Here is a 20444-nt window from a genome sequence, read left to right on the forward strand (position 1 = left end):
ACTGTGTACAAAGATCGTTAGATGAAACGATCAGGTGTTCATGCTGTCGAAGAAATCGTCGTTCGACTTCGTCTGCTTCAGCTTATCGAGCAGGAATTCGACTGCGTCCACTGTTCCCATCGGATTGAGAATCCGGCGCAGAACGAATGTCTTTTTGAGACGCTCCGGCGGGACGAGCAGTTCTTCCTTACGCGTACCGGACCGTTGAATATCAATCGCCGGATAAACACGCTTGTCAGAGATTTTCCGATCCAAGATGATTTCGGAGTTACCCGTGCCCTTGAACTCTTCGAAGATAACTTCATCCATCCGGCTGCCAGTATCGATCAACGCCGTTGCGATGATGGTGAGGGACCCACCCTCTTCAATGTTACGAGCCGCACCAAAGAAGCGTTTCGGACGCTGAAGCGCATTCGCATCGACACCACCGGTAAGAACCTTACCGGAAGACGGCACGACCGTATTATAGGCGCGGCCAAGGCGGGTGATGGAATCCAGCAGGATAACAACGTCACGACCATGCTCAGTGAGGCGCTTTGCCTTCTCGATCACCATCTCGGCGACCTGAACGTGGCGGGAGGCTGGTTCGTCGAATGTGGACGAGACCACTTCGCCGTCGACCGTCCGCTGCATGTCCGTCACTTCTTCCGGGCGCTCATCGATCAAAAGAACGATCAAGTAGCATTCCGGATGATTGTTGGTGATGGATTTTGCAATGTTCTGAAGGAAGACGGTCTTACCGGTCCGCGGCGGCGCCGTTATCAAAGCACGCTGGCCTTTGCCAAGCGGGGCAACCAGATCGATGACCCTGGAGGACAGATCCTTAATCGTCGGATCTTCGATTTCCATCTTGAACTTTTCGTCCGGATAGAGCGGCGTCAGGTTGTCAAAGTGAACCTTGTGCCGGGCCTTGTCCGGGTCTTCAAAATTGATCGTGTTGACTTTCAAAAGCGCAAAATACCGTTCACCCTCTTTCGGGCTCCGGATCTGGCCTTCGACAGTGTCCCCTGTCCGCAGTGAGAACCGCCGGATCTGAGACGGAGACACATAGATGTCGTCCGGACCTGGCAGGTAGTTGGCGTCTGGCGACCGCAGGAAGCCAAAACCATCCTGCAGGACTTCAACAACACCTTCGCCGATGATCTCTACGTCTTGAGCAGCAAGGTTCTTCAGGATTGCGAACATCAGCTCCTGCTTGCGCATGGTGCTGGCGTTTTCGACTTCAAGCTCTTCCGCTTTTTGCAGAAGCTCGGTCGGTGTTTTTTCTTTTAGGTCTTTGAGTTTCATTTCCCGCATCGAGTTTGGGGTCTTAACGTTGATATGGATATTGGTTTGGAAGGTCGTTCCGGACCCAGGAAGATGGGAGGGCCGGAAAAATCTGAAAGACGTCTAACTGTGTCCAGATTGCCGGTGAACGCGGGATGTTAAGCTACGCAGCGTCACCAAATCGAAGTGTCTGGAAGATACGTTGTTTTGTCGGCGAGCGCAAGACGGGAATTCTGCCGGTTCTTTGGGCATTATTGCATTGCACCCAAAAAAAGGCGGCCATCCCTTCGAACGCCGCCTCTCTTTACGTCAGTTTTCAATCGGAAATCAGAACGGTTTCACAATCACCAAAATGACAACAATGATCATGATCACCGTCGGTATCTCATTGATCATCCGGAAATAGCGTGTGGACCGGGTATTCTGATCCGCGGCAAACGCCTTCACGCATTTGGACAGGTGCCCGTGAAACCCGGACATGATGAACACAAGGAGAAGCTTGGCGTGAAACCAGCCGTCACTCCAGGCATTCAATTCATAAGCTGTCCAAAGACCAAACACCCATGATGCAATCATGGCCGGTGTCATGATGGCTTTCAGCAGCCGCCTTTCCATCACCTTGAACGTTTCAGATTGGACGGAGCCAACCTCTGCGTCCACGTGGTAAACAAACAGCCGTGGCAGGTAGAGCAAACCCGCCATCCACGCGATGATGGAAATTACGTGAAGGGACTTCACCCAGAGATAAAGATCCATCGATTATCCCTGTTTCACCATCTCAACCATCCGCGCAACGTTGTCCGGATCCGCGTCCGGCGTCACACCGTGGCCGAGATTGAAGATAAACGGTCCTTTATCGAACGTCTTCAGGATGTGCTGAACACCGTCTTCCAAAGCCTTGCCGCCGGCAACGAGTCGCATCGGATCCAGATTGCCCTGGATTGGAACCTGTTTCTGGATCTCCAATGCCAAATGGTCCGGCGCAGTCCAGTCGAAGCCAACCGTATCCACACCCGTTCCTTTGATGTAGGCGTCCATACGAGCGGATGAGGCTTTCGGGAAACCGATAATCTTGGCATCCGGCCGGGCTGTTTTCACACCGTCGACAATCTTGCGCGTCGGTTCAATACTCCACCGCTGAAACCCGGCATCATCCAGAACACCAGCCCAGGTGTCAAAAATCTGAAGCGCATCAGCGCCCGCATCCAATTGGCGGATCAGATAGGCAATCGACGCAGTGATGAGCTCGTCAATAAATCGCTGCATCAAGTCCGGATCTTTGTAAGCACCAACACGGGCAGCCACCTGATCCTGTGTCGTGTGACCGGCAACCGAATAGCAGGCAACTGTCCAGGGAGCGCCACAGAAGCCGAGCAACGTCGTTTCTTCAGGCAGATCCGCTCTGAGGCGCGAAACCGTTTCTATGACCGGTTTGAGATGATCCTCGGCCTTGTCCTGTTCGAGACGGTCAATCAGTTCTGATGACAGAGGTTCCAGAACTGGTCCCCGTCCTTCTTCAAACCTCACCGGATATCCGATGGCGTCCGGCACGACGAAGATGTCCGAGAACAAAATACTCGCATCAAAGCCATAGCGGCGGATCGGCTGGAGAGTGACCTCGGTTGCGAGATCCGGGGAATAGCAGAAGTCGAGAAAGTTTTTCGCCTTGGCTCTGACTTCCCGATATTCGGGGAGATAACGGCCGGCTTGACGCATCATCCAGATGGGTGGTGGCCAGATCTTTTCTCCGGAGAGAACCCGCATTACGGCTCTGTCTTTGGACTTCATACGGTCGCGCCTTTCCCACATTTCAAATCTAATAAGATTCTATATTTGAATCTGTTTTTTATATTAGAGCGTGGATTACCGGGATCCTTTTTCATCCACAATCCGTCACTCCGATATCTGTTTAGGGAAAAATCCGGCAGCAAACACGCGTTAACTCCTCCCCAGGAGTCGATAACAAAATTTCGCGGGCAATTACAGCGATTTAGAAAAGTGTTTACCTTTCGTTAAGAATTTGGGCGTTGGTGGATAGCCTGTCGAAATGTCACAGGCCTCATGTTGATCCACAAAACCTCACAACCATTCCGGTTTCAGTTTCCCGGCGTTTAGACATTGTTAATAAAATCGGCGGAGCGGGAATAAATCCGTGCTAGGCAGAGAGCAATGACAGCGACTCCCAACTCATCAACACCCCTGGGGATGACACCGTGAATAATCCGAGACACTACTTTCATCTGCATCTGGTCTCGGACTCCACTGGCGAAACCCTGATGACGGTCGCGCGTGCTGCGACGGTTCAGTACGAAAATGTCCAGGAAATCGAGCATGTTTACCCGCTGGTGCGATCACACAAGCAGCTCGACCGGGTGATCAGTGAAATCGAAAAAGCGCCGGGAATTGTCCTCTACACTTTGGTGGACGAGGAAATTGCTCAGAGGCTCGAACAAAAATGCCGTGAATTGGGAACGCCCTTCGTCAACATTCTGGACCCGGTCTTCGCGGTCTTTCAGTCCTATTTGAATGTCACGCAGACCCACCGTATCGGTGGTCAGCATGAAATGGATGCCGAGTATTTCAGCCGGATGGAAGCGCTGAACTACACCATGATGCATGACGACGGGCAGATTTGGGACGATCTGGAGTCCGCCGATATCGTGCTGCTTGGGATTTCAAGAACCTCAAAAACACCGACATGCATTTATCTGGCGAACCGCGGCATCAAGGCGGCGAATGTGCCGCTGGTTCCGGACATTCCGCTCCCCGAAAGCGTCAAATCCTTGAAGAACCCGATGGTGGTGGGATTGATCGCCTCTGCAGAACGGATCCAACAGATCCGCCGGAACAGAGTTTTATCATTAAATTCAGAGGGTTATAACGATCAGTATGTTGATCGAAAAGAGATCTCCCGGGAGATCAATATGACCCGGCGTCTGTGTTCGGAACACAACTGGCCGCTGATAGACGTGACGCGCCGGTCGATTGAAGAAACGGCTGCGGAAATTCTGACTTTGTTCAAAGACTACAAGACAGCACGTGAAAACGGAGTATCGGAGTAATCCGGACTTTTCATTTCAAGAGGATATCATGGCACTGGTTTTGGCAAGCGGCAGCAAGATCCGCGCTGAACTGATGAGAAATGCGGGTCTGACCGTTGATGTCAATCCAGCAAATGTGGACGAACGCGCCGTGGAGGTTCCGCTCCTGGAAGCCGGGTTCCCACCGGAAGACTTGGCCAGTGTTCTGGCGGAAGCAAAAGCAAATGACGTCAGTGCGCGCCGTCCGGGCGATCTTGTGATCGGTGCAGATCAGATCCTTGCTTTTGAAGGTGAGCGCAGGACCAAACCGGACGATATGGAAGCGGCCCGCCGACAATTGCTGGCATTTTCCGGAAAAACCCATGAACTCCTGTCGGCTGTCGTGATTTCAAAAGGCGGTGAAGCGATTTGGCGGCATGTCTCGACGGCCCGCTTGACCATGCGGACCTTGTCGCCAGCATTTGTCGGCCACTATCTGGCTGAGGCGGGCGACGACGTCTTGTCGAGTGTTGGCGCCTATCAGTTGGAAGGATTGGGTCTGCAACTCTTTGAAAAGATTGATGGTGACTATTTCACGATCCTCGGTTTGCCGATGCTGCCCTTGTTGGCGCAGCTGCGGGAACTCGGAGTGATCGAGGCATGAGTGGAAGCACTATAAAAGCCGCCATCACGGGTTATCCGGTCGATCAATCCCGGTCTCCGCTCGTACATGGATATTGGCTCAAGAAACACGGTCTTGATGGAGAGTATGGCCGGGTGCCGGTCACACCGGAAACAGCCGATGCCTTTTACAAGAATTTTGCCGCCACCGGATTGATCGGCGCGAACGTGACCGTACCGCACAAGGAGGTTGCCGCTGCAGCCTGCGCTAATCTGGACGACGCGGCCGAAGCCATGGGTGCCGCCAACACGCTTTGGCTGGATGAGAGCGGGGCTTTGTGTGGCGCAAATACCGATGGGTTGGGCTTTCTCGGAAATCTGGACCAATTGGGGCCCGGTTGGGATGCATCTGGCGGAACGGCTGTTGTTCTGGGCGCCGGCGGCGCGGCGCGGGCCATCATATGGGCTCTGCTCTCTCGTGGATTCACAGCGGTGCATATCGTCAATCGAACCTTTGAAAAAGCCAAAGCTCTTGAGGATCAGTTTGGGTCTAAAACGACAGCGCATGCTTGGGATAAGTTGGGGACACTTCTCGGAGAAGCGGATCTTTTGGTGAACACGACGGCGCTTGGCATGACGGGGAAAGCACCGTTGGAAATTGATCTTGATCCGTTGCCTGTGTCCGCGCTTGTTACCGATATCGTCTATGCGCCTTTGGAAACCGACCTTCTCAAACAAGCCGCGGAACGCGGCAATAAAACGGTTGATGGCCTGGGCATGCTGCTTCACCAGGCCGTGCCGGGATTTGAGCGCTGGTTTGGCGTCCGGCCCGAGGTCGATACGGAATTGCGCGATCTGGTTCTTGCCGATCTCGGAGTGACACCGTGATCAAGCTTGGATTGACCGGGTCCATCGGTATGGGAAAATCGACCACCGCCAAGATGTTCGCTGAATTGGGCGTGCCCGTCCACGATTCAGATGCGACGGTGCACGCGCTCTATTCGGGCCGCGCGGCACCACTCATCGAAGCGGCTTTTCCTGGAACCGTAGTTGACGGAACCGTCGATCGAGCCCTGCTGTCCCCGCATGTCCTGGGAAAACCGGAAGCGATGAAGCGGTTGGAGGCCATCGTACACCCCTTGGTGCGCGAAGAAGAACTGGCGTTTCTTGAAAAAGCTAGAGCTAACCGCCACCGGGTGGTGGTGCTGGACATTCCGCTGTTGTTTGAAACCGGTGGTGACAACCGGGTCGACGGTGTCGTAGTCGTGACGGCGGATGCAGATGTCCAAAGAGCGCGTGTCCTAGACCGGCCGGGGATGACCGAAGACCGGTTTGAGGCGATCCTATCAAAACAAATGCCGGATGCCGAAAAACGCAAACGCGCGCATTTTCTGATCGACACCGGGTTGGGAATGGACGCTGCACGCCGGTCGGTCGCGGCTGTCTTGAAAGCCTCCGCCGCAATTGGCTGAGGGTTTTTGCTGTTCTTCTTGCTGAAGACCGGGGAAAACCTGACGCTGATCTTGCGTGAAGTGCGCCTGCTTGCGCAGATGGGACAGACGGAAAACAGGCGGAACCATGCGGGAAATCTCATTCGATACGGAAACGACGGGTCTTAATCCGCGCGGTGGAGACCGTTTGGTCGAAATTGGGGGTGTGGAACTGATCAATCACGTTCCCACTGGAAACTCCTATCACGTCTATATCAATCCGCAGCGCGACATGCCGGAGGAAGCCTTTCGGGTTCACGGGCTGTCGGCAGAGTTTTTGTCCGACAAACCTCTCTTTGAGCAGGTCGCAGATGAATTTTTGGAATTTGTCGGCGATGCAACGCTTGTGATCCACAACGCGGCCTTCGACATGGGCTTCATCAATTTCGAGCTCGAAAAAGTCGGTCGGCGCACTATCCCGAATACCCAGGTGATCGATACGCTCGAGATCGCCCGGCGCAAGCACCCCACCGGCCCGAACTCGCTCGATGCGCTTTGCTCAAGGTACGGCATCGACAATTCCAAACGTGTCAAACACGGCGCGTTGCTCGATGCGGAGATCCTAGCCGAAGTCTATCTGGAGATGATCGGCGGCAAACAGCGTGCGCTGATCCTGGACCCGGATGAAGAAGATGGCCTTGGAGGGTCTGGAGACGCAGGATCAGAGCCTGGAGAGCTCGGCTCCTTCAACGCTCGCCCCCGTCCGGTGCCTTTGTCTGCGCTTTTGAGAGACGACGAATTCACCGCCCACAAGGCCTTTGTGGACGGCATGGGCGACGGCGCGCTCTGGAAGAAATACGGTGGGTGAGCGGGATCTCGAACAAGATCGACTGTCTCGGTCATTCACAAGCTTGATCCGCATCGTCAGGCGACTGCCCGTCTCTTATTCGTCATCCCGGAGGAAGTGCAGCGGAGATACGGGAACCACTCGTTTGCAGAGCTTTCAAGTTTGAAACTCAGCCGCCGCGGTTTTTTGGATTGCGAGTAGATCCCTGCTCAAGGCCGGGACGATACTTCATGGCGTTTGAACCCGAGCGGCTTAGCATTCTCTAATCCCGATACAAAAACCCCGGCGCTGGGCCGGGGTTTATCATAATATAATCATAGACTTCAGAGCATCGACGGCAGAACGCGATCGGGCGGGCGGTGCCCATCCATGAACGTTTTGATGTTGATGATGACTTTTTCGCCCATTTCGATCCGGCCCTCGATCGTTGCCGAGCCCATATGCGGCAAGAGGACTACGTTGTCGAGCTTGATGAGCTTCGGATTGACCGCAGGTTCGTGTTCGAACACATCGAGGCCTGCACCCGCCAGCTCGCCTGCTTCCAGCATCCGGATCAGCGCGTTTTCGTCGATCACCTCGCCGCGGGCGGTGTTCACCACATAAGCGTCTTTTTTCAAAAGCTTGAGGCGACGGGCAGAGAGCAAGTGGAATGTTCCTGGCGTATGCGGGCAGTGAACCGAAACGACATCCATCCGCGCCAGCATCTGATCGAGGCTCTCCCAGTAGGTCGCCTCAAGCTCTTCCTCAACAGCTGCCGGAACACGGCGGCGGTTATGGTAATGGATGGACATGCCGAAGGCCTTGGCGCGGCGGGCAACAGCCTGACCGATCCGGCCCATGCCGATGATTCCAAGGCGTTTGCCCCAGATCCGGTGGCCCAGCATCCAGGTTGGCGACCAACCGGCCCAGTCACCGCTTTCCAGCGCGTGGATCCCGGCCGACAGGCGGCGTGGCACGGCGAGCATCAGCGCCATTGTCATATCGGCTGTGTCTTCAGTCAGAACACCCGGTGTGTTGGTGACATTGATGCCGCGGTTGTTGGCCGTGACCACGTCGATGTTGTCGACACCGTTACCGAAGTTGGCGATCAGTTTGAGATTTTCTCCGGCCTGGGACAGGACGGAGGAGTCGATCCGGTCGGTGACCGTCGGTACCAGAACATCGGCGGTTCGCACGGCTTCCACGAGCTCTGCCTGGCTAAAGGGCCTGTCACTTTCATTGAGGCGCGTTTCAAACAATTCGCGCATCCGGGTTTCGACCACATCCGGAAGTTTCCGGGTCACAACGACGACAGGCTTCTTTTTCGCCATACTAACTGCCTTTCGGGCTTCGTTGAGGAATCCTTAACCCCAACGGATTCACCTTGACGCTACGCGGAGCGCAAGCGGATGACACCACTCCCTTTTCCTTACCAGATGATCCGTCAGAAACAAGGGATTGGGTGCATTCCTCAGCCAAACAGATAAGCTGATTCCGGCCTACTGGTTTTCGCGTCCACTTTTCTGTAGTGGTGTGCCTTAAACAACCGTTCGATAACAATTGGACTTACCGACAATATGGCCCGTTCGATCGCGATTGCGCTTTTCCTGCTTACTCTCGGGGTGATGACCGGTGGCACGTCAGTGGCACCGCCTGCCTTTGCTCAAGGCACAACCACAGGCGCAACCGGATTGCCCGTTCCCCGCTTTGTCAGTTTGAAGTCTGACCGGGTGAATGTCCGCCTCGGCCCATCCCGCGAACATGACATCGCGTGGACTTTCGTTCAGTCCGGCCTGCCCGTGGAAATCATTCAGGAATTTGAAAACTGGCGGCGCATCCGCGACTGGGAAGGCAAACAGGGCTGGGTGTTCCACTCTCTGCTGTCCGGACGGCGGACGGCTCTTGTAACACCCTGGGAGAAGGACAATCGCACGCCGCTGCGTGCCCGCTCACAGTCCGATGCGGACATCGTTGCCGAACTGGAACCGTTTGTTCTGGCGGCTGTCGGAGAATGTGCCGGCGGTTGGTGCCGCGTGAGCGGTGAAGAATTCAACGGCTGGCTCGATCAGACCCGCCTGTTCGGTGTTTATCCGGATGAACTGATTGAGGACTGAATTGCTTCCAATTTGGCAATAAAAAAGGCGGCCAATGGGCCGCCTTTTGTTGTTTTGGAGCGCGTACGAATCAGTCGGCGCGGCTTTCCTGAACTTTCAGCTCGTCCAGACGCGGCATCGACATGATGTTGTAGCCACTGTCGACGAAGTGGACTTCGCCGGTCACGCCCCCGGAGAGATCCGAAAGAAGGTAGAGACCTGTGCCGCCGATTTCGTCGAGAGACACAGTCCGCTGCAGCGGAGAATTGCGCTTCTGGAAATTGAACATCAGCCGGGCATCGGACACACCAGAGCCTGCCAGGGTCCGGACAGGACCAGCAGAAATGGCATTTACGCGGATATTCTGAGGTCCGTAGTCGGCCGCAAGGTAGCGAACGGAAGATTCCAGAGCTGCCTTGGCAACGCCCATGACGTTGTAGTTCGGCATCACTTTCGTCGCACCGCCATAGGTCAGGGTGACGATGGACCCGCCATTCGGCATCAGGTCTGCTGCGCGCTTCGTGATTTCGGTGAAGGAGAAGCAGGAGATCACCATGGTCCGGGAGAAATTGTCCCGGGTGGTGTCAGCATATTTGCCCTTCAGTTCGTTCTTGTCGGAAAAGCCGATCGCGTGGACCAGGAAGTCTATGGAACCCCATTCTTCCTTAAGCTTGGCAAAGACGGCGTCCACGCTGTCGATGTCTTCCACATCGCACGGAAGCATCAAGGTGGAGCCAACGCTTTCAGCAAGCGGTTTTGTGCGCCGGCCAAAAGCTTCACCCTGATAGGTGAAGGCGAGCTCTGCGCCATGTTCCGCCAGCGTTTTTGCAATACCCCAGGCAATGGAGTGATCGTTGGCAACGCCCATGATCAGGCCGCGTTTGCCCTTCATCAAATCAGACATGTACCGCTCCTCAGCCGTGATAACGCGACATCGCGAGCGATGCGTTGGTGCCGCCGAAGCCGAAGCTGTTGGACAGGACCGTATCGAGACCGGCATTGTCCACGCGTGTCGTCACGATTTCTTCCGGCTTCAGAGCCGGGTCGAGTTCGTTGACGTTGGCGGATGCCGTGATGAAATCGTTCTGCATCATGAGCAGGCAGTAAATCGCTTCCTGAACACCGGTCGCGCCAAGACTGTGGCCGGTCAGGGACTTGGTCGAAGAAACCGGCGGTTGATTTTCACCGAAGACGCGGCGGATTGCCTCGATCTCACCGACATCACCGACCGGTGTCGAGGTGCCGTGAGAGTTGATATAGTCAACCTTGCGGTCGCCCAGTGTGCTCGTTGCGATCCGCATGCAGCGCTCACCGCCCTCGCCTGACGGGGCCACCATGTCGTAACCGTCGGAGTTGGCTGCGTAACCAGTGACTTCTGCGTAGATTTTCGCGCCGCGGGCCTTGGCGTGTTCCAGTTCTTCCAGAACCACAACACCGCCGCCGCCAGCAATGACAAAGCCGTCGCGGGTTGCGTCATAGGCGCGCGAAGCCGTTTCCGGTGTGTCATTGTACTTGGAGGACATGGCGCCCATGGCGTCAAACAGGCAGGACAGGGTCCAGTCGAGTTCCTCGCCGCCGCCTGCAAACATCACGTCCTGCTTGCCGAACTGGATCTGCTCCGTTGCAGCACCGATGCAGTGCGCGGATGTCGAACAGGCCGAGGTGATGGAATAGTTGATGCCCTTGATCTTGAACGGGGTTGCAAGACAGGCCGAGTTGGTTGAGCTCATCCCGCGGGTCACCATGAACGGGCCCATGCGCTTCGGAGAACCCTTTTCGATGACGATCTTATGCGCCTGGAACAGGTTCTTCGTGGACGGACCGCCGGAACCCATGATCAGGCCGGTGCGCTCGTTGGAAATGTCGTTTTCTTCCAATCCGCTGTCAGCAATTGCCTGCTGCATGGAGATGTAATTGTAAGCCGCTCCATCGCCCATGAATCGCAGCTGGCGCTTGTCGATCAGCTCGGGAATGTCGACGTTCGGCATGCCGTGGACCTGGCTGCGAAAGCCATGCTCTGCATAGTCGGGGGCGAAGCTGATTCCGGATTTTCCTTCCCGGAGGCTTGCCAGAACTTCTTGTGCATTGGAACCGATGGATGACACGATTCCGATCCCGGTGACGACAACGCGTCTCATTGCGGTCTCCTAACGTTTCGATGGGCTTTGTTTCGACTCTTCGGTTCGGCCCTTAGAATGGATGAACCGGCGCGTCCCTTTTAAGGAGCGCCGGCTTGAACTTTTCTGGCTCTGCAGAACCGGAGTTTAGGCGGTGGAAAGGCCCACACGCAGATCTTTTGCCTTGTAGATTTGCTCGCCGTCAGCTTTCAGCCAGCCGTCGGCAATGCCCAGGACCAACCGGCCTTTCATGACGCGTTTGAAATCAACGCCATATTCCACGAGCTTTGTTTCCGGTGTGACCATACCTTTGAACTTGATTTCACCGGTGGAGAGCGCCATGCCTTTGCCCGGCAATCCCTGCCAGCCCAAATGAAAACCAGTCAGCTGCCATAGGGCGTCCAAACCCAGACAACCCGGCATGATCGGATTGCCTTGGAAGTGGCACGGAAAGAACCACAGATCCGGCTTGATATCGAATTCTGCCCGGACATAGCCCTTGTCATATTCGCCGCCGGTTTCGGAAATCTCCGTAATCCGGTCGAACATCAACATCGGTGGGAGAGGCAATTGTGCATTGCCGGGGCCAAACAGCTCGCCGCGGCCGCAGGCGAGAAGAGCTTCGTAGTCGTAGCTGGAGCGGCGCTCGGTCATTCACTTTCCGTCTTTTTGGCCAAGACTCTTTGAGGAGAGAGCCTTGTTATGGGTTTGTTTTCGTTTCGATTGTGGCGCCTTCCTAACACAGGGGAACCATGACCGAAAGATGTCGTAAGCGTGAAGTTTGCCCCTTTTTCTGCGGTTTTTCGAACTTATTGAATGCTGCGCTGCATGAATTTTGTAAGCAGCGGAGAAAGTAGCTCCGCGTTAAAAACTTGCATATAAGGTGCAAGAAATGGCAGATATAGGCCAGTGCTTGGGTTTTTGGCCCGCTTGGAACAGCTTGATGGCGCGGATTTGATGCGCTGTGAAATGGCAAGAAAGACTTGGACCGGATCTGAATGGCAATAGAGATGGTGACTGAAACAGCCGGGAAAGACGTGACCGATATGCTGCGGGACGCTGGCCTTCGGCCGACCCGCCAACGTGTCTCCCTGGCCGAGCTTTTGTACTCCAAGGGCGACCGGCACCTGTCCGCTGAACTCTTGCACGAAGAAGCTGTTGCTGCTGACGTGCCGGTATCCTTGGCAACGGTTTACAACACGCTGCACCAGTTCACCGAAGCTGGCCTTCTGCGGGAAGTCGCAATTGAGGGCAACAAGACTTACTTCGACACCAAAGTCTCCGATCACCATCACTTCTTTATTGAAGGCGAGAACAAGGTGATCGACATTCCAGGTGAAGGTGTCGGCATTGGCGAACTCCCTGACATCCCGGAAGGGATGGAAGTCGTTCACGTCGATGTGGTCGTGCGCTTACGGAAAAAGTCCTAAACCATCCAGCGTTCAAAGTTCAGCGACGAAGTAGTCGGCAATCCCTTCGATCTTAGGCAGCGACTTTTGGCCGTTTGGGTGAAATCCGATTTTCATCAAAAGAGCGGAAGACCGCGCGTTTTCCGGATGCGTGATTGCGCAGAGGTGCGATAATCCGAGCTCAGAGCGGGCAAACCCGACAACGGCCTCGGCGGCTTCAAGCGCATAGCCCTTGCCTCGATGGTCTTTGTGGAAGGCGTAGCCGAGATCCGGCATCGCCAACCCGTCCCGTACAACAAGGCCGCAGAGACCGACAGGTTCATCGCTGTCTTTTTCTGTGACAATCCAAAGCCCGACACCCTCGTTTTCGTCAAAACCCGGCAGCACTTTTTCATCGATGTAAGCGCGCGCGGCGTCCAAGTCCGTGATGCCGCGGTCAGCGATAAACCGAATGTAGTCCGGGTCACTCATCAGCGATTGATAAAACGCGGCGTCAGAAAGTTCTGGCAATCGAAAACGAAGTCGTCGGCTTTGCGGCATGCCATCTGGTTTCAGCATGAATTGGCCTTTTCGCGCTCGATGATGGCTTTGGCCCGGACCGCGATATCTGGCACTGCATCGAACTTTTCTTTTTCCGGGCTTTTGCAAAGATCATAGATCACGCAGCGCTTGCACTCTGGCTTGCGCGCCTTGCAGATATACCGGCCGTGAAGGATCAGCCAGTGATGGGCGTGGAGCGAGAACTCCTTCGGCACCGCCTTTTCCATCGACTTTTCGACATCAAGCGGGGTCTTGCCTGGGGCTATGCCGATCCGGTTCCCGAGCCGGAACAAATGCGTGTCGACCGCGATGGTCGGATGGCCGAAAAAGATATTGAGCACAACATTGGCCGTTTTCCGGCCAACACCCGGGAGTTTTTCCAGCGCTTCCCGATCTTCCGGCACTTCACCGCCGTAATCGCGGATAAGCTGCTCGGACATCAGAATGACGTTTTTGGCCTTGGTCTTGAAAAGGCCGATGGTGCGGATTTCTTCGCGAACCTTGTCTTCGCCCAGCGCAACCATCTTTTCCGGCGTATCCGCAAGTTGAAACAGATGTTTCGTCGCCCGGTTGACGCCCACATCCGTTGCTTGCGCAGACAAGAGGACCGCGACCAGCAACGTATAGGCGTTGATGTAGTCGAGTTCTCCTTCCGGCTCCGGATTGTCTGCGTGGAACCGCTGAAAAATCTCGTAGGTCTCCACTTTTGTATAGCGGGACCGCTTCAGGACTTTGCCTGGATTATCGACCGACGGAGCCTTCTTTCGGACCTGCGCCGATTTGACAGATCGTTTAGCCGGTTTGGCGGTGGCTGGGCTCTTTGCTTGCGTCATCTTCTCTCTATAATCCTCTCCCATGAGCGGGAACAATTCAGATCAGAGCCGTTTTGACAATACGGAAAGCGAAGACCGGCCGTTTTTTACAGCTGTTCTGACGCCCTACCGGTCGCTTGGTCCGAACGGGTTCCTGATCCTCATGCTCTGTTTGGGCCTTATCAGTTTTGTTGCCGGTGCTGTGTTCTGGAGCATTGGGGCCTGGCCGGTATTTGGGTTCTTTGGCCTCGACATGGCGCTGATCTGGCTGGCGTTCCGTTTGAATTATGCCTCGGCGCGGCAGTTTGAAGAAATCCGACTTTCTCGTCATGAAATCCTTGTCCGCAAGGTTGGCCCGGGCAAACGGAACCTTGAATATCGGTTTAATCCCATGTGGGTGCGGTTATCCGTCGATAAAATAGAAGATGAGGGTGTGACCAAGATCTCGCTTACAAGCCGCGGCGAGACCGTGGACCTCGGCGATTTCCTGAATCCGGAGGACCGCACGAGCTTTGCCGGCGCCATGGCGAATGCCTTGGCGACAGCAAAAGCAGGCGGCGTTTAGAGGATCCTTCAAACCGGCTTTGTCTCCGGAGAAGGCCTCAACCGGGCGGTGGCGAGCAGAACGGCCATTCCTGCCAAAGACACTGCCGAGGCGACATAAAGCACCGCACGGTAATCGACAGCCGACGCAATAAACCCCATTGAAACGCTGCCGATCATGCCGCCCAGGAACAGGCTGTTCATGTAAACAGCTGTCGCCCGCCCAGGCCGGTCAGGGGCAAAGCTCTGCACGAATGTAATCGCCACTCCGGCGAAGAGGCCGTAATGAATGCCCTCCAACACGGCGACCGCCGTGACCTGCCAGACTTCACTCACCTGCGCGAACAACAACATGTCGATGACAGCAAGACCTGCTGAAAAGAGCAGGATTGTGCGCACACCAAACCGTTCCGCCAAACGGACGGATGCCAGAATTATGATAACCTCCAGAAGGCATTTCACCGACAGCGATAGACCCGGTGTGAACCCCGGCAGGCCGACTTGATCGATGAAGTAAAGCGGCATCACTGAGACAAACAGGGAATTGGTGATGACGAAGGTGAGGCAGATCAGTCCGGCTGTTATGAGCCCCCAGTTGATGGGGTTCTTGTCGGCAGATGGCGTGTCTTTAGGCGGCGCACGAAAGCCTTTCGGCATCACGACATGCCACAAAACGAGATACACCAGACCGAGCCCAAAGGCGCTGATGAACGCAGCCTGAAAGCCGAATTGTGCTGCGATCGAAAACGCGGCTGCCGGGCCCATCATCCAAGCAAGCGAAACCGACATGCGCAGCCAGGAATTCATCCGGCCGATATCAAGACCGGCCTGATCTGCATAGAGGCGGCCATAGGTGAAGACGATCCCCGAGCCCATGTTGGAAAGGCTCATCAAGGGGGCGACGAGTGCCAGCAAAAGCCAGAGTTCTTTAGTCTGTGTGAGGAGGCCGGCAACGGCAAGGAAGGCGATCACGGCAATCAAAAGCTGCGGACGGACCAACACTCCACGATCCAGCCGTTCCCCGGCCCATCTGTTGGTCAGCAGCGTTAGCGGGGCCACAAGGCCGGTGTAGAGCCCGATCTGCCACGGGTCTGCGCCCAGCCCATCGACGATGAAATACCCCATCATCGGGACGAGCGACGACACACACATGCTGTTGGTGAGCTGCAGCGCAATGATCAGCATTGCTTGCCGCGGCAAAAATCTGGAACTGGACACGAAATCGCCTTTGGGAGAGTCAGGCATCTGAAAAGATGCTGAAACCGTACCCCGGCACGTCTGGGGTGTCATCAGGCAAAATACAATTTTGGTTCAATGTTGACTTGGAGGTGCCCAACAAAGAGTTCCCATAAGCAGTCGGCAATAATTGCCCAGTCGTCAGGTGCCCTGTGCATATCGGAAAACGAGGTCGTCCGGTCCGTTGCCGTTTTTTGAAGGGTTCCGCAAGGTTTTCATCTGTACAGATGCGCTTGAGAGAGCAACATGGCCATGATGGACAACTTGGCGGGCCAGCAGCAACAGCTCGCGTTGGATGAAAAACCGGACCGGGCGCTTCCGCCCACCTATGCAAGTTACGACTGGATCAGCGAAGGTCTGGCGGAACGGTCGGGCGAAAATGCGGTCATCTACACCTATTGGGACCAACCGTTTGGCTGCAAGGTCCAGCGCCAAAACCGGGAACCGGAAGACTTCCTGCCCGACTGGCCGGTTTTCGATGCTCCGGATTATGGTCGCAAAGCAGAGCTCAAAAGCGTCCTCTCCCATCATCCCAAGACCCTTGGAACCGGAATTGCGGCCGGACCGGGCGTGGACAAGGCGTTTCGGGACTACATAGCGACATTGCCGCTGAGCCTAACAAAGCTCGCCGCACCGTTCGGGGCCCAGCAATGGCTGCTCCTGGATCTCTTCCGCCGGGCGCCGAGCCTGTGGCGCAAGGTCCATCAGCAAACCGGGCTTGGACGGCTTGGAACGTTATCCCTGACGCTCGAACTCTTTTGCGCCGCCGGACGCACGCGCCCGCAGCAGCGCCAGCAACTTGCGACAGCCCTCAACGAAACGACCCGTGAAGTCGTGCTTAGCAGATATCTTGGCCAAACGCCGGAACCGTCTCTTCTTGCGCTTCTGGAACAGGTCCCGCCTGGCTCCGGCTTTCCGGAACACCGGGCCCTCAAGGCAGCGCTCAATCAGAAAAGCGATATCCTGGACTTGAAAGATCTTGTTCGGATGAAGGACGAGATGACCGACAGGATCCTGAAACAAACCGATTGGCCGGAGACGCTGCAGATCCGCGCGCTTCTGGACCAGGGTCTCTCCTTCGCCCGCATTCTGCATATCGTCCAGTCGGGCTTGAAAAACCTGACCGAGGCTGAGCGTGCCGGTGCCTTGAAGGCGTTAAAACTGATTGCCTCGCCACAGAAACTGCAATGGTGGCTGGCGCACTGGACAATGCTGGCGGGCCGAAGCCGGGAGGTTCCCCCGCCGCCCATTCCGGCAACCTCCCTGTTGTCTCCACTACAGACATGTTCCGCGATCGAGGAGGAAAACCGCCGCATGCGCAATGGTATCGCGCGCTATGTTCCGGACGTTCTGGCGGGAGACCTCTATTTCTATCACTGGGACGGCCACCCGGCGGCGACCCTTTGCCTTGCCGTTTCCGGCAATGGCGACTGGACCTTACTTGAGGCGCTGGGCGAAGACGGTTTCCCGATCCACGAGGAGGCTTTGGCCGAGATTATGTCGGCGGTTCAGGCGGGCTAGGACGCTTGTTGGATTTGACCGGTCTGCGATGTTTCCGCCATGCCCACCAAATCAGCCACAGTCCATGGCTGTATTTTAAGTGGTCGTCCCCGCCCCCAAGCGGGGATCTACTCGCATTCCCAATTGCTGCATTTATGGCTGTTTGGTGTTTAAACGACCCTACTCCTCTTTGACCTGCAATCCCTTCAGTTTGTAGAGGGCTTCCAAAGCCTCTCGCGGCGTCATGTCGTCGGGATCAAAATCGCCGAGTGCTTCGTGGATTGGATCTGCCTCCTGCGCGGCGGTCGGCGCGCTGGGCGGTGGGGCAAGGGTTGCAAAGAGCGGGAGCTCGTCGATGAGATTTTGAGAGGGCGCATTGCGGTCCTGTTCTTCCAGCTGCGACAGGACCTGCTTCGAGCGCTCCACCACCGTTGCTGGAAGACCAGCGAGCTTGGCGACCTGAATGCCATAAGACCGGTCGGCGGCCCCCGGAACGATCTCGTGCAGGAAGATCACCTCGCCGTTCCATTCCTTCACCGACACTGTGGCGTTTGAGAGCCGGTCCAGCTTGGCCGAAAGCGCGGTGAGTTCGTGATAGTGGGTCGCGAACAACGCCCGGGATTTGTTGACCTCATGCAGGTGTTCGATGGTCGCCCAAGCAATCGAAAGCCCGTCGAAGGTCGCCGTGCCCCGACCGATCTCATCCAGGATCACCAGCGAGCGGTCGCCGGCCTGATTGAGGATCGCAGCGGTTTCGACCATCTCGACCATGAAGGTTGAGCGCCCGCGCGCCAGATCGTCCGCCGCACCGACACGGGAAAACAGCCGGTCGACTATCCCAATATGCGCAGAGGTCGCCGGAACGAAAGAACCCATCTGTGCGAGGACGGCGATCAGCGCGTTCTGGCGCAGGAAGGTCGATTTACCGGCCATGTTCGGACCGGTGATCAGCCAGATATGGCCAATGTCTTCATCCGCTTCCGGGCCGAGATTGGCGTCATTGGCAACAAAACTTTCCCCGCCCGCATTTTTAAGCGCGACTTCAACCACCGGATGACGCGCGGCTTTAATGTCAAAGGCGCGGCTGTCATCGACAAGAGGACGGGCGTAGTTTTCGTCCTGTGCGAGTTTTGCCAAAGCAGCGGACACATCCAGAATGCTGAGGCCCTGCGCGGCGGCTTTGATCGCATCGCAGGCATCGATGATTGCCTGGGATAGGCGTTCAAAAATTTCGAGCTCGATTGCAAGGGATCGCTCCCCGGCACTGGCGATCTTGGATTCCAGATCGGCCAGTTCCGTTGTGGTGAAGCGCATGGCACCCGCCATGGTCTGGCGATGAATGAAGCGGCCGGGATCGGCGGTGAGCTTCTCGGTTTGTGCGGTCGGTGCTTCGATGAACCAGCCGAGCACGTTGTTGTGTTTGATCTTTAAAGAGCGCAGGCCAAGCTCTTCCGCATAGTCGGCCTGCAGTTTGGCGATCACCTTGCGGCTTTCATCGCGGAGCGCCCGCAATTCATCGAGGTCAGCGTTGTAGCCGGTCGCAACGAAGTTGCCGTCGCGTTTCAAAAGCGGTGGCTCTTCCTTGATGGCGGCCACCAATTCAGCGCCAAGCTCGTGCGGCGCTTGATCGAGGCTGGACCGGGCCGCTGCGATTTCTGCCGGGATCTCAGATGGTGTCGTACCGGTCTGATCAAGTACCGCGCGGGCTGCGTCCAGCCCTTGCGCGATTGACAGGATATCGCGCGGGCCTCCGCGATTCAACGCAATCCGAGACAAGGCGCGGGCCATATCTGGCGCGCCTTTCAAGGTCTGGCGCAGGCCTTCGCGCATGATTTCGTTGTTGAGAAAGAACGCCACTGCATCATGGCGCCGCTGAATGGCATCCACATTGATCAACGGTCCGGCCAACCGGCTCGCTAGCAGGCGGGACCCGCCACCAGTGACGGTCCGGTCGATAGTGGACAGCAGCGAGCCCTGCTTTTCACCAGACAGTGTGCGAGAGAGTTCCAGGTTGGCACGGGTTGCCGGGTCGATGAGCATCCGTCCTGCGCCGGCCTCGCGCACCGGTGGATCGAGCGGCGGGCGTTCGCCGAGCTGTGTTTTTTCGATGTAGGAGAGAATTCCAGCCGCAGCTGAAAGTTCGGCGCGGCTGAAGGTGCCGAACCCGTCGAGGGTTTTGACGCCAAAATAATGCGCCAGCCGGTCGGCGGCGGTCGATCCGTCGAAAAACGCCCGCGGCACAGGCGATAGCGCACCACCCGAGAGCTCGGCAAGCTGGCGGACGTCTTGTTCCTGCAGCAGATTGTCCGCAAGGATCAACTCGCGCGGTGCCACTTGCGCAAGATCGGCCGCAAGGCGCTGGTGATCGGTTTCGGAGACCTGAAACGACCCGGTCGACATGTCGATCCAGGCAAGACCATAGACCGCATCGCCCGCGAGCGAGCCGCCCTTTAAACGGGTGAGTGCCATCAGGTAATTGTTGGCCCCGGCATCCAGAAGCCGCTCTTCCGTCAATGTGCCGGGCGTGACCAGACGCACCACATCGCGCCGGACAACGGATTTCGAGCCGCGTTTTTTCGCTTCCGCCGGATCCTCGGTCTGTTCGCAAACGGAGACGCGATGGCCCAGCGCGATCAGCTTTTGCAAATAATCATCGGCGGCATGGACCGGAACGCCGCACATCGGGATATCTTCGCCCTGATGCTTGCCGCGTTTGGTCAGCGTGATGCCCAATGCCCGCGATGCGATTTCAGCATCTTCAAAAAAAAGCTCATAAAAATCGCCCATCCGATAGAATAAAAGACTATCCGGGTTGGCGGTTTTGATCTCGATGAACTGGGCCATCATCGGCGTGACTTTGGTGTCCGCCGGAGCCGGTTTTTGCGCGGTCGTCTGGGTCATTCCCGATACCTAAAACAACGCGCTTTGAAGGGAAAGCTCTGCAAGCGCGGAACACGGTCATTGGCCGCCGGTAAGAGATGTTTGTTGTGAATAGGCGCTTGGGCGTACCGTTCACACGGCCGTCAGCCTT

Annotated in this window: 20 protein-coding genes; 9 read left to right on the forward strand and 11 right to left on the reverse strand. The window is 56.3% G+C overall.

The window, feature by feature from the left end:
* Nucleotides 1–30 precede the first annotated feature (30 nt).
* The 3 genes from rho to hemE form a co-directional block, all read right to left on the reverse strand.
* Entirely contained in the window at nt 31–1296 is a 1266-nt protein-coding gene (gene rho, locus RBB44_RS20070) for a transcription termination factor Rho (protein ID WP_133952729.1), read from the reverse strand.
* Nucleotides 1297–1593: 297 nt separating this feature from the next.
* Nucleotides 1594–2022, reverse strand: coding sequence for a protoporphyrinogen oxidase HemJ (hemJ, locus tag RBB44_RS20075; RefSeq protein ID WP_008195943.1), 429 nt, complete (start codon nt 2020–2022; stop codon nt 1594–1596).
* Between the two features lie 3 nt (nt 2023–2025).
* Entirely contained in the window at nt 2026–3054 is a 1029-nt protein-coding gene (gene hemE / locus RBB44_RS20080) for a uroporphyrinogen decarboxylase (RefSeq protein WP_306149164.1), read from the reverse strand.
* 425 nt (nt 3055–3479) lie between these two features.
* Here hemE and RBB44_RS20085 point away from each other — a divergent pair, with 425 nt between their 5' ends.
* The 5 genes from RBB44_RS20085 to dnaQ all read left to right on the forward strand — a co-directional run bounded on the left by RBB44_RS20085 (nt 3480) and on the right by dnaQ (nt 7205).
* Nucleotides 3480–4328, forward strand: coding sequence for a pyruvate, water dikinase regulatory protein (locus tag RBB44_RS20085; protein ID WP_306149163.1), 849 nt, complete (start codon nt 3480–3482; stop codon nt 4326–4328).
* Between the two features lie 28 nt (nt 4329–4356).
* Nucleotides 4357–4950: a Maf-like protein gene (locus tag RBB44_RS20090; protein ID WP_306149162.1), complete on the forward strand. Its 594-nt coding sequence runs from the start codon at nt 4357–4359 to the stop codon at nt 4948–4950.
* On the forward strand, nt 4947–5795 hold the full coding sequence (locus RBB44_RS20095) for a shikimate dehydrogenase (RefSeq protein ID WP_306149161.1): 849 nt from the start codon (nt 4947–4949) through the stop codon (nt 5793–5795). Before RBB44_RS20090 ends, RBB44_RS20095 begins: the two co-directional genes overlap by 4 nt.
* On the forward strand, nt 5792–6379 hold the full coding sequence (gene coaE / locus RBB44_RS20100) for a dephospho-CoA kinase (protein ID WP_306149160.1): 588 nt from the start codon (nt 5792–5794) through the stop codon (nt 6377–6379). The genes RBB44_RS20095 and coaE overlap by 4 nt, the downstream gene beginning before the upstream one ends.
* Before the next feature lie 106 nt (nt 6380–6485).
* Complete coding sequence (gene dnaQ / locus RBB44_RS20105; protein ID WP_306149159.1) at nt 6486–7205, forward strand: DNA polymerase III subunit epsilon; 720 nt, start codon at nt 6486–6488, stop codon at nt 7203–7205.
* A 302-nt stretch (nt 7206–7507) separates the two neighbouring features.
* On the opposite strand, the gene RBB44_RS20110 is transcribed toward dnaQ, so the two are convergent.
* Nucleotides 7508–8494 carry a D-glycerate dehydrogenase gene (locus RBB44_RS20110; protein ID WP_209180624.1) on the reverse strand — a complete coding sequence of 329 codons (987 nt, stop codon included), beginning with the start codon at nt 8492–8494 and terminating at the stop codon, nt 7508–7510.
* A gap of 294 nt (nt 8495–8788) precedes the next feature.
* Between RBB44_RS20110 and RBB44_RS20115 the strand changes: the two genes are divergently transcribed.
* On the forward strand, nt 8789–9277 hold the full coding sequence (locus tag RBB44_RS20115; protein ID WP_133952853.1) for an SH3 domain-containing protein: 489 nt from the start codon (nt 8789–8791) through the stop codon (nt 9275–9277).
* 70 nt (nt 9278–9347) lie between these two features.
* On the opposite strand, the gene fabI is transcribed toward RBB44_RS20115, so the two are convergent.
* From fabI to fabA, 3 genes are all read right to left on the reverse strand, one after another.
* Nucleotides 9348–10160 (reverse strand): enoyl-ACP reductase FabI, encoded by an 813-nt coding sequence (fabI, locus tag RBB44_RS20120; protein ID WP_209180628.1) that lies wholly within the window; start codon nt 10158–10160, stop codon nt 9348–9350.
* Nucleotides 10161–10170: 10 nt separating this feature from the next.
* On the reverse strand, nt 10171–11394 hold the full coding sequence (gene fabB, locus RBB44_RS20125) for a beta-ketoacyl-ACP synthase I (RefSeq protein ID WP_306149158.1): 1224 nt from the start codon (nt 11392–11394) through the stop codon (nt 10171–10173).
* 126 nt (nt 11395–11520) lie between these two features.
* The gene (fabA, locus tag RBB44_RS20130; protein WP_133952721.1) at nt 11521–12027 is read right to left on the reverse strand and encodes a 3-hydroxyacyl-[acyl-carrier-protein] dehydratase FabA; all 507 of its coding nucleotides are present in this window, start codon (nt 12025–12027) and stop codon (nt 11521–11523) included.
* A gap of 344 nt (nt 12028–12371) precedes the next feature.
* On the opposite strand from fabA, the gene irrA reads away from it, so the two are divergent.
* Entirely contained in the window at nt 12372–12803 is a 432-nt protein-coding gene (gene irrA, locus RBB44_RS20135) for an iron response transcriptional regulator IrrA (RefSeq protein WP_286183853.1), read from the forward strand.
* Between the two features lie 12 nt (nt 12804–12815).
* On the opposite strand, the gene RBB44_RS20140 is transcribed toward irrA, so the two are convergent.
* Nucleotides 12816–13340, reverse strand: a complete 525-nt coding sequence (locus RBB44_RS20140; RefSeq protein WP_306149157.1) for a GNAT family N-acetyltransferase — start codon at nt 13338–13340, stop codon at nt 12816–12818.
* A complete protein-coding gene (gene nth / locus RBB44_RS20145; protein WP_306149156.1) occupies nt 13334–14155 on the reverse strand; it encodes an endonuclease III in 822 nt (273 codons plus the stop codon). Before nth ends, RBB44_RS20140 begins: the two co-directional genes overlap by 7 nt.
* Before the next feature lie 22 nt (nt 14156–14177).
* On the opposite strand from nth, the gene RBB44_RS20150 reads away from it, so the two are divergent.
* The gene (locus RBB44_RS20150; RefSeq protein WP_306149155.1) at nt 14178–14699 is read left to right on the forward strand and encodes a DUF2244 domain-containing protein; all 522 of its coding nucleotides are present in this window, start codon (nt 14178–14180) and stop codon (nt 14697–14699) included.
* Nucleotides 14700–14707: 8 nt separating this feature from the next.
* Here RBB44_RS20150 and RBB44_RS20155 read toward each other — a convergent pair whose 3' ends face one another.
* Nucleotides 14708–15895 carry an MFS transporter gene (locus RBB44_RS20155; RefSeq protein WP_306149154.1) on the reverse strand — a complete coding sequence of 396 codons (1188 nt, stop codon included), beginning with the start codon at nt 15893–15895 and terminating at the stop codon, nt 14708–14710.
* Nucleotides 15896–16159: 264 nt separating this feature from the next.
* Here RBB44_RS20155 and RBB44_RS20160 point away from each other — a divergent pair, with 264 nt between their 5' ends.
* On the forward strand, nt 16160–17434 hold the full coding sequence (locus RBB44_RS20160; RefSeq protein WP_306149153.1) for a hypothetical protein: 1275 nt from the start codon (nt 16160–16162) through the stop codon (nt 17432–17434).
* Between the two features lie 159 nt (nt 17435–17593).
* On the opposite strand, the gene mutS is transcribed toward RBB44_RS20160, so the two are convergent.
* Nucleotides 17594–20314 carry a DNA mismatch repair protein MutS gene (gene mutS, locus RBB44_RS20165; protein ID WP_306149152.1) on the reverse strand — a complete coding sequence of 907 codons (2721 nt, stop codon included), beginning with the start codon at nt 20312–20314 and terminating at the stop codon, nt 17594–17596.
* Between the last annotated feature and the right edge of the window lie 130 nt (nt 20315–20444).

The organism is Roseibium sp. MMSF_3247 (assembly GCF_030733765.1).
GTDB lineage: Bacteria > Pseudomonadota > Alphaproteobacteria > Rhizobiales > Stappiaceae > Roseibium.

Excerpts from the sequence above, each read along its gene's own strand:
- RBB44_RS20150 (WP_306149155.1), top strand. The coding sequence starts at position 14,178 with ATGAGCGGGAACAATTCAGATCAGAGCCGTTTTGACAATACGGAAAGC.
- RBB44_RS20095 (WP_306149161.1), top strand. The coding sequence starts at position 4,947 with ATGAGTGGAAGCACTATAAAAGCCGCCATCACGGGTTATCCGGTCGAT.
- fabB (WP_306149158.1), bottom strand. The coding sequence starts at position 11,394 with ATGAGACGCGTTGTCGTCACCGGGATCGGAATCGTGTCATCCATCGGT.
- irrA (WP_286183853.1), top strand. The coding sequence starts at position 12,372 with ATGGCAATAGAGATGGTGACTGAAACAGCCGGGAAAGACGTGACCGAT.
- dnaQ (WP_306149159.1), top strand. The coding sequence starts at position 6,486 with ATGCGGGAAATCTCATTCGATACGGAAACGACGGGTCTTAATCCGCGC.
- RBB44_RS20140 (WP_306149157.1), bottom strand. The coding sequence starts at position 13,340 with ATGCTGAAACCAGATGGCATGCCGCAAAGCCGACGACTTCGTTTTCGA.
- RBB44_RS20110 (WP_209180624.1), bottom strand. The coding sequence starts at position 8,494 with ATGGCGAAAAAGAAGCCTGTCGTCGTTGTGACCCGGAAACTTCCGGAT.
- fabI (WP_209180628.1), bottom strand. The coding sequence starts at position 10,160 with ATGTCTGATTTGATGAAGGGCAAACGCGGCCTGATCATGGGCGTTGCC.
- hemJ (WP_008195943.1), bottom strand. The coding sequence starts at position 2,022 with ATGGATCTTTATCTCTGGGTGAAGTCCCTTCACGTAATTTCCATCATC.
- fabA (WP_133952721.1), bottom strand. The coding sequence starts at position 12,027 with ATGACCGAGCGCCGCTCCAGCTACGACTACGAAGCTCTTCTCGCCTGC.
- hemE (WP_306149164.1), bottom strand. The coding sequence starts at position 3,054 with ATGAAGTCCAAAGACAGAGCCGTAATGCGGGTTCTCTCCGGAGAAAAG.
- nth (WP_306149156.1), bottom strand. The coding sequence starts at position 14,155 with ATGACGCAAGCAAAGAGCCCAGCCACCGCCAAACCGGCTAAACGATCT.
- RBB44_RS20115 (WP_133952853.1), top strand. The coding sequence starts at position 8,789 with ATGACCGGTGGCACGTCAGTGGCACCGCCTGCCTTTGCTCAAGGCACA.
- RBB44_RS20090 (WP_306149162.1), top strand. The coding sequence starts at position 4,357 with ATGGCACTGGTTTTGGCAAGCGGCAGCAAGATCCGCGCTGAACTGATG.
- mutS (WP_306149152.1), bottom strand. The coding sequence starts at position 20,314 with ATGACCCAGACGACCGCGCAAAAACCGGCTCCGGCGGACACCAAAGTC.
- RBB44_RS20160 (WP_306149153.1), top strand. The coding sequence starts at position 16,160 with ATGGCCATGATGGACAACTTGGCGGGCCAGCAGCAACAGCTCGCGTTG.
- rho (WP_133952729.1), bottom strand. The coding sequence starts at position 1,296 with ATGCGGGAAATGAAACTCAAAGACCTAAAAGAAAAAACACCGACCGAG.